This is a genomic window from Pseudomonadota bacterium (assembly GCA_010028905.1).
In the GTDB taxonomy this organism is placed as follows: domain Bacteria; phylum Vulcanimicrobiota; class Xenobia; order RGZZ01; family RGZZ01; genus RGZZ01.
Window position 1 is genome coordinate 1 of sequence record RGZZ01000239.1, and the last position, 7,590, is coordinate 7,590.

The following is a 7,590-nucleotide window of genomic DNA, read 5'->3' on the forward strand; positions in this document are numbered from 1 at the left end:
GCCCCTGCCAACGACAGCCCCCTCGGAACCAGTGCGAGCGCGCTCCCCGCTCTCCCTCTCTGCGACAGCTTCCAGGCCGCGGCGCGCGCCGGGGTCGACACGCCCCCACCGGACGGCGCGCCCTCCCCTTCCGACCCGCAGGCCCCCCCGATGAAGAAGTGGACGATTCTCGTCTACGCCGCCGCGGACAACAACCTCTACCCCTATGAGTACGAGAACCTGCGCGACATCGAGAAGGTGGGCTCCACCGACCAGCTCAACGTGGTGACCCAGTTCGACGAAGGCGGACCGGGCGCAAGCCGCATACTGATGCAGAAGGTCAGCACCCCGGATGGAAGCATCGGCTCACCCGTGCTCGAGAACATCGGAGAGGTCGACATGGCGTCTCCCGAGACCCTCTCGAACTTCATCAAGTGGGGCATGGAGAAGTACCCGGCAGAGCACACCATGCTCATCATCAACGACCACGGCAACGGCTGGCGCGGATGCGTGCAAGACGAAGGGGCGGGTACCTTCATGACCCTGCCCACCGTGCGCGAGGGGCTCGAGGCCGCGCAGGCAGCCACGGGAAAGAAGCTTGACGTCATCGGATTCGACGCGTGCCTCATGGGAATGGCCGAGGTGGCCCACGAGCTGCGCGACTGCGCCGACTTCATGGTGGGCTCGCAAGAGACCGAGGGCGCCGCAGGCTGGCCGTACTCGAACATCCTCACGTCAGAGATGCTCGGTCACCTCGACGAGAAGCTCGCGGCGCGACTGCCGATGGCGCCGCGAGACGTGGCCGTGGCCGCAGTGCAGCGCGCCGCTGGCCTGCCCGACGACCTCCCCACCATGGCGGCGTACGACCTCTCGAAGGAAGGGGCGCTCAATAGCGCCGTCGACGTGCTCGCCCATAAGATCGAGGCGTCTCCCATCACCAGCAAGGCCCTCAAGGGCATCGCCAAGGAGACGCAGGGCTTCTACGAGTACAAGGACCTGTATGACTTCGCCGACCGCCTGCAGGGCGAGAAGACGGCGGGTCCCGAGCTGAGCGAGGCCGCCGCGCAGGTGAAGGGCGCCATCGACGGCATGGTCATCGCCAGCCAGCACAATGTGCACTATCCCGGCGCCCACGGGGTGAGCATCGAGCTCACCCGCCACCCGGAAGGCTACAGCGCGCTGCAGTTCGCCCAGGACGGCGGATGGATGACCGCGCAGGACAAGATCGGGCTGCGCGCGCAGGCCTGCTGACCGTCTCGCGCCCTCAGCGCGCCTCGCGAGTCGCGCGACGTCTCACAGCCCAGGCGCCCGCAAGCAGCAGGAGCGCGAGCGCGGTCCCACCGCAGCCGAGCCAGAACGGCGCCGCGGGTCCCACCCGATCGAAGAGAACCCCGGCCGCGACGCTGCCCACGAGGTTGGCCAGCCCCACCCCAGTCGAGACGGCCCCCAGGGCGGTTCCCTTGCGCGATGGCGGCGCAAGGTCTGCGAGCAGCGCCTTGGCCGCGCCATCGGTGAGCGCCATGTACAGACCGTAGGCCGCGAACAGCCCCCAGTACGCGTTGCCGGAGAGGCTGGCGAAGCCAGCGTAGACCATTGCGTAGAGCATCCAGCCGACCACCATCACGGGCCAGCGACCCACCCGATCGCTCAAGCGGCCCAACGGGTATGCCGCCGCGGCATACATCAGGTTGTATCCGGCATAGGCCAGCCCGACCTGCCAGTCTTGCCATCCGGACGCCCGAACCCGCAGCAGCAGGAAGGTGTCAGAAGAGTTGGCCAGGCCGAACACCACGAGCGCGGCCGCAGCTGTGATGAAGGGAATCGAGAACGGCGCGTGGAGCTCTCCTGCTTCAGCGCGCAGCGCCGACACGGGCGCGGGTTCGTCGAGCAGGGTGGTTAGCCCCACCGCCACCAGACCAGGAAGCAGGCCCAGCGCGATGATGAGCCGATACTGACCGGGCAGCCCCCACAGGAGCGCGGTGGCGAGAAGCACGCCGATGGCTGCACCGGCTGTGTCCATGGCGCTGTGGAACCCGAACACCCGTCCACGCTGCACCGTTCCCGCCGCGTCGGCCAGCAAGGCGTCACGCGCGCTTCCGCGCAACCCCTTTCCCAGGCGATCGAGCAGGCGTGCGCCGAACACGCCGCCCCACGTTGCGGCCATCGCGATGAGCGGCTTGGAGAGGGCGCTCGCGCCATACCCCCAGCGGATGTAGGGCACCCGACGCCCCGCCCGATCGGAGTGCCACCCACTGAACCCCTTCATCAGCGCCACGAGCGCCTCCGCGCCGCCTTCGATGATCCCCAGGGCCAGTCCCGGACGCCCGGTCAGGGTCATGAGGAAGAGCGGAAGCACGGGGTAGATCATCTCCCCCGCCACATCGGTGAGGAGGCTGATCCAGCCGATGACGATGACGGCGCGAGGGAGTCGGTTCGACTCGGGCGGAGGCGGCATTCGAAGGGGGTTCCACGCCCCCCGTCCATCGCCCCTCCGAGATCGGAGACGCGCCCCTCCGAGCTCAGGAACGCGCCCCCCACCATCATCTATCAAGACGTCTACAACACCATCAACAAGACGGTGAACGACGTCCACAACGTGGTCACCGGCTACGCAGCGAAGAACCTTGGGAACTTCCTCAAGAACGACTGGGACGCCAAGAGCGGCTACACCAACCCGAGCACCTTCTCCAAGAGCCTGACCACGAGTGAGAAGAGCTACCTTGGATCGCTCAACGGGCTCAAGCCCCAGACCACGTACTACGTCGATCTCTCCGGCAAGAGCGTCAGCACGAGCAGCTTCAAGAACACGTCTTCCACAACGTCGTCCACCTCGCAGAGCGTGTCATCGCAGACCGTGGGGAACACCATCATCATCACCACCACCTACACCACGGTGAAGACGACCACGAACACCAAGTACAACACGACAGCCAAGCAGTACGCCCTCATGTTCGACATCACGGGCGACAGCGTGCCCGACTACCCCGAGTGGCTCGCCCCGCGGTTGCACGACGGCCTGCGCGCGCTGCCCGTCAATGGCCGCATCGAGAATGCCAACCAGCTCTTCGGCACCGCCGGCGGCTTCATCGACGGGTTCGACAAGCTTGCCGTTGTGTGCGACAAGGACCACAACGGCTGGGTCGAGGGGACCGAGCTCGAAGGGCTCTGCATCCGGGTCGACGCCAATCACGATGGGAAGAGCACACCCGACGAGCTGCAGCCGCTGAGCCAGTACGGGGTTGTCAGGATTGCCGTTGCCCACAAGAACTTCCTGGGCCGCTACGTCACCCGCGATGGCAAGGATCACTTCATGTGGGACTGGTGGCCCGCCGCCATGGAAGTGCGCAAGCTCCACGCCGACGCTGACGACAACTAGTGCGCCGCCTCATAATCTGCCTGCTGGCGCTGGTGATCAGCGCTGCTTTGCCTGCGCGTGCGTTCACCGTCACCGAGGTATCTCGCGTCCACGTGCGCGAGCTGCAGCGCCTCGTGGGCGCGGGCACGTTCATCGTCGACGTGAGCAGCACGTCGGTGGCCGCCGAGAAGGGCGAGATCTTCCTCCTCGCCCGCGAGTTCAACACCCGAAAGCTGCACTGGTTCATCTTCGACCTCGCGGCGCGCCGGGTGCTCAAACAGGGCTCGTGTCCGTTCGTGGGATTCAGCGCCATGGCGGTCTCTCCAGATGCCCGTCGAGCCATGGTGTTCTCCACGTTTCCGGTCGAGGCGTACGCATTGCAGGTCGACACCGGGACGTGGACGCGGATTCATGAGAACCCGCGTGGGGCGGGGCTTTCAATACTGGGCGTCTCCCCCCTGGCTTGGGTGAGTCGTACCAAGGCCTGCGCCCTGCTCGACGAGCGCGACGCAGAGCACTATGCCGTGGGAACCTGCGTGACCTCGCTGCCCCCCGTAGAGGCAGTGGTCTCGCTCGCCACGCTGAAGCGCCTCGCACTGAGAGCCGTCTACAAGAGTGAGCAGCGTCCCGCTGACGTGCAGGCCGACGTCGAAGAGATCCGTTTCGGTGAATCGCAGTCGCTGCTCTACACGTTCAAGACCCTGAATCAGAAGACGGGACGCTTTGTCGACCATCTTCTGCGCTTTGACGCTGCAGCGCGCGTGACCCCCATCGACACGGTCGAGGGTGAGCTGTTCCCCCTCGACTTCGACCCTGCGGCGCAGCGCGCGTTCTACCGCCGCATCACCCGCGGCCTCGCCAGTCCCGAGGTGGTGCTCTACGACCATGGCAAGAAGACGTCCGTTCTGCGAAGCAAGGCCCTTGTCGGCGGCTTCCTGGACGACGCAATGATCGGCGTAAGCGCGGTGAGCGGTGAGGGGCTGCAGATCTTCGTGGGCAGACTGGGCCGGCCCATGACGCGCGTGTTCGCCACCCCGACCCCCTACGCCACGGTCTTCTTGAGAAGCGCGCCGATGTTCGCTCTGCAGAGCAGCATCGAGCTGCGCCTTGTTCGTGTCGACCCCTGATCGCCTTGAGGCTCACCCACGCATCGCCCATGTGAAACCACGTGCGCAGCGATTCGTTGCGAGGCCTCGTCGGAGGGAGACTGGTACAGGCCTAACCGTGGAAGTCGATGCGGGTGCGCGTGCCGGAAGCTGACGACTCGACGCGCATCGTTCCGAGCTTTCGGCTCAGCACCCCGACCAGGGTGAGGCCCAGCGAAGGCGTTCGGGTCGCGTCGATGCCCACACCGTCGTCAGCCACCTCGAGACAGAGGCCGCGATCTGCGCGATACAGCGACACCTTGACCATGCCTTTCCTGCCCTCGGGGAACCCGTGCTCGAGCGCGTTCGAGACCAGCTCGTTCACCACAAGCCCGCAGTCCACCGCCACCGACATGGGCAGCGTGATCTCCTCGAGTCCGAAGATGGCCCGCACGCCCCCGCTTCCCTGGCTGAACACCACGTGGTCGACGAGGGTGCGCAGATAGCGGTCCATCGGCACCTCTGACATGTCGTCACCGCCGCTGACGAACTCGTGGATGAGGGCCATCGAGTGGATGCGGTTGGCCACCTCGCCAAACGCGTTCGCAACCCTCGGGTCATCGACGTGGCTGGCTTGCAGGCTGAGCAGGCTGACCACGATCTGCAGGTTGTTCTTGACGCGGTGATGGATCTCGCGGAGCATGGCCTCCTTCTCCTCGAGTGAGGCGCGAAGCTCGACACCCTGCGCCTCGAGCGTCCGGGTGAGCCCCCGCACCGCCTCGAAGCGGTCGGCGTTCTCCAGGGCTGCGCCGCCGATGGCGGCGAGGTGCGCGGCGAGCATGCGCTCGTCATCGCGGAAGAAGCCATCGAGATCGTCGTGCACCGCCTCCATCCACACCCGAGGGGTGCCACGCACCAGCAGCGGAACAAGCAGCGATGAGCGGCTCGAACCACGAGGCGGACGCTCGCGCCAGACGAGGCAGCGCTGCGGTCGCAGCAGCTCGATCACAGCCACGCGCACGGCCTCGAGAACGGCTTCCTCGGTGAGACACGAGACAATCGAGCGCCCCGCCTCGATGACCCCGATGAACCGATCGACGAGTCCCAGGCGCGGAGGGGCCTCGACCTCTTGCGGGGCGGGCAGGCGGAAGTGCTCGAGGGGGGTGGGATCGAGGCCGATGGCCCGAAAGGCCCACGCCCCGTCGCGCAGGTTCTCTGACGCGTCAGACCACCCGAGCGCAGCCCCCACCCGGCCCCTCTCGTAGAGCGCGAAGGCGAAGTAGTAGTGGTTCTCCTGCTCCACTGCCGTCTTGAGCGCATCGCGAAACAGGCGACGCGCCGAAACCTCTCGCCCGGACTCGGCCTCGAGCACGGCCGACTCGAGAAGCGCGTGGGCCAGATGCACGGGTGAGCGGGTGGACGCTGTGCGCGCGCGCCTCGCCGCGGCGCGGGCACGGCGTATGTAGGTGGCCCGCAGCGCTCCCGCCCCCACCGCAAGCGTGCTCGCCGCAAATCGCCAGGCCGTGGCCTCCCAGCAGGAACGGGTGACGTAGTGGCTGGTGGGCTCGAGGCCCCCCGTGGTGAACCGCGACAGGCGAAAGCGCTGGGCTGCCAAGGCGGCCTCACCTCGCCCCAGATGCCAGAGCCCATGCCCGAGGTGGATCTCGGCGTTGGCCAGGGGTGGAAGATCGAGGCTGATCTCTCCCAATGCCTCTCGGGGCACGCGCCCCCCGGTGTTTCTTACCACATCAGCGAGAGCGGCGTACCCCACACAGGGATCGCCCCCGTCACGGAGCTTCTCGTGCACCTCGCGGGCGAGCCGTGTGGCCGAGGAGACGCGTCCACGAAAGAACTCCACCCGCGCAAGGTAGAAGCGGAGGATCTCGATCTCCCAGAATTCCTCGGAATGGCGCATGAGGCGCTCGAGGGCGTCGGTGAAGAGCTCGGACGCGCTTCGCAGCGCGCCGGATCGATAGTGGAGAAAACCCTTGCGACTGAGGCCTCGTGCCAGCTGCAATGGATCGCTGCGCGTCTCGGGAAGGGCCAGCCCCCGGTCGAGGTAGCGACGCGCGCGAGAGAACCAGGCGATGAGGGTGAGCACCTCGCCGTGCTCGATCCACACCCAGCCCAGCTGGCGCGTGGGCGGATAGCGCTCGATGGTGTTGAGCGAGCGCAGGTGAGACCAGAAGGTGAGCGGGAACCTCGACTCCAGCCCCGTGAGCTGCTTCATGCGATCGAAGATGACACTCGCGAGCAGATCTCCCTCGGCATCGCGCAGCGACCGCCTTGCCAGAAAGCGAGATGGCGCCATCGAATGGAGGCATTGCACCGCGATCTGCGAGACGATGGCCACACCCGTGGCAACCGAGCCCTGCGGCACCGGATGCCCCAGTAGCCGCAGCGCTTCGGCCAGGTCGTCATAGGCCTCCCGGCTGCCCGTCTTCATGCCGATCTCACCGATTCGTCCAAAGGCGCGGGCGCGGGTCAGGGCGTCGGTGGCGGCCTCGCGAATGCGACGCCAGAGGCGCACCGATTCGTCATACCTCCCGCGGCGGAGCAGCACCTCGGCCAGGCCTTCCACCACCTCGAGCTCGGCCGCGCGATTCGGACAGCCGCGCATCGCCCTGCGATAGAACCCCTCGGAGAGGTCGAGCGCGTGGCGGGCGTGTGCGTCTCGTGCCGCAGCGAGCGCGTAGGGGAAGGCCCGCTCCGGCGCGTCACCCTCGTGGAGGTGGTGGGCCAGCGCGTAAACGGCTCGTCCCCCCTCCCCCTCGTACGAGGCCGCTGCCTGCACGTGCAGAGCGCGCAGGCGAGCAGTCTCGATCTGACCGAGAACGGCCTCGCGGATGCGATCGTGGGCGAAGGTGTAGCGCGTGCCGTGGGCCTCGGTCCAGACCAGCTGCTGTCGACGGGCGTCTTCGAACGCCGCGAGAAGATCGACCGGATCACCGCTCCAGACGCGGAGAGCGTCATCGAGACTGCTGCTTCGCCCCATCACCGCGAGGGCCTCGAGCGCCGAGAGGCGCGTGGGGGCGAGGCGCGCGAGACGGGTCACCAGCTGTTCGGCCGCCTGCGATGAGACAGAGAGATCGATCCCCCGGCCCACCGTCCACCCCTTGCCCTCGTCGATCAGGGCACCGCTGGTCACCAGCCCCCGCAAGAGCTCCACCG

Annotated in this window: 5 protein-coding genes; 3 read left to right on the forward strand and 2 right to left on the reverse strand. The window is 67.1% G+C overall.

Annotated features, from left to right (window positions below):
• A partial coding sequence (locus EB084_15405) for a hypothetical protein (protein NDD29644.1) occupies positions 1 to 1,230 on the forward strand: 1,230 nt, incomplete at its 5' end.
• Between the two features lie 13 nt (positions 1,231 to 1,243).
• Here the strand turns inward: EB084_15405 and EB084_15410 are convergent.
• Positions 1,244 to 2,434 carry an MFS transporter gene (locus tag EB084_15410; GenBank protein NDD29645.1) on the reverse strand — a complete coding sequence of 397 codons (1,191 nt, stop codon included), beginning with the start codon at positions 2,432 to 2,434 and terminating at the stop codon, positions 1,244 to 1,246.
• 123 nt (positions 2,435 to 2,557) lie between these two features.
• Here EB084_15410 and EB084_15415 point away from each other — a divergent pair, with 123 nt between their 5' ends.
• A complete protein-coding gene (locus tag EB084_15415) occupies positions 2,558 to 3,355 on the forward strand; it encodes a hypothetical protein (GenBank protein NDD29646.1) in 798 nt (265 codons plus the stop codon).
• Positions 3,355 to 4,461, forward strand: coding sequence for a hypothetical protein (locus EB084_15420; protein NDD29647.1), 1,107 nt, complete (start codon positions 3,355 to 3,357; stop codon positions 4,459 to 4,461). Before EB084_15415 ends, EB084_15420 begins: the two co-directional genes overlap by 1 nt.
• Before the next feature lie 91 nt (positions 4,462 to 4,552).
• Here the strand turns inward: EB084_15420 and EB084_15425 are convergent, their stop codons facing one another.
• Positions 4,553 to 7,588, reverse strand: a complete 3,036-nt coding sequence (locus tag EB084_15425; protein NDD29648.1) for a sensor histidine kinase — start codon at positions 7,586 to 7,588, stop codon at positions 4,553 to 4,555.
• Positions 7,589 to 7,590 lie beyond the last annotated feature (2 nt).

Excerpts from the sequence above, each read along its gene's own strand:
- EB084_15410 (NDD29645.1), bottom strand. The coding sequence starts at position 2,434 with ATGCCGCCTCCGCCCGAGTCGAACCGACTCCCTCGCGCCGTCATCGTC.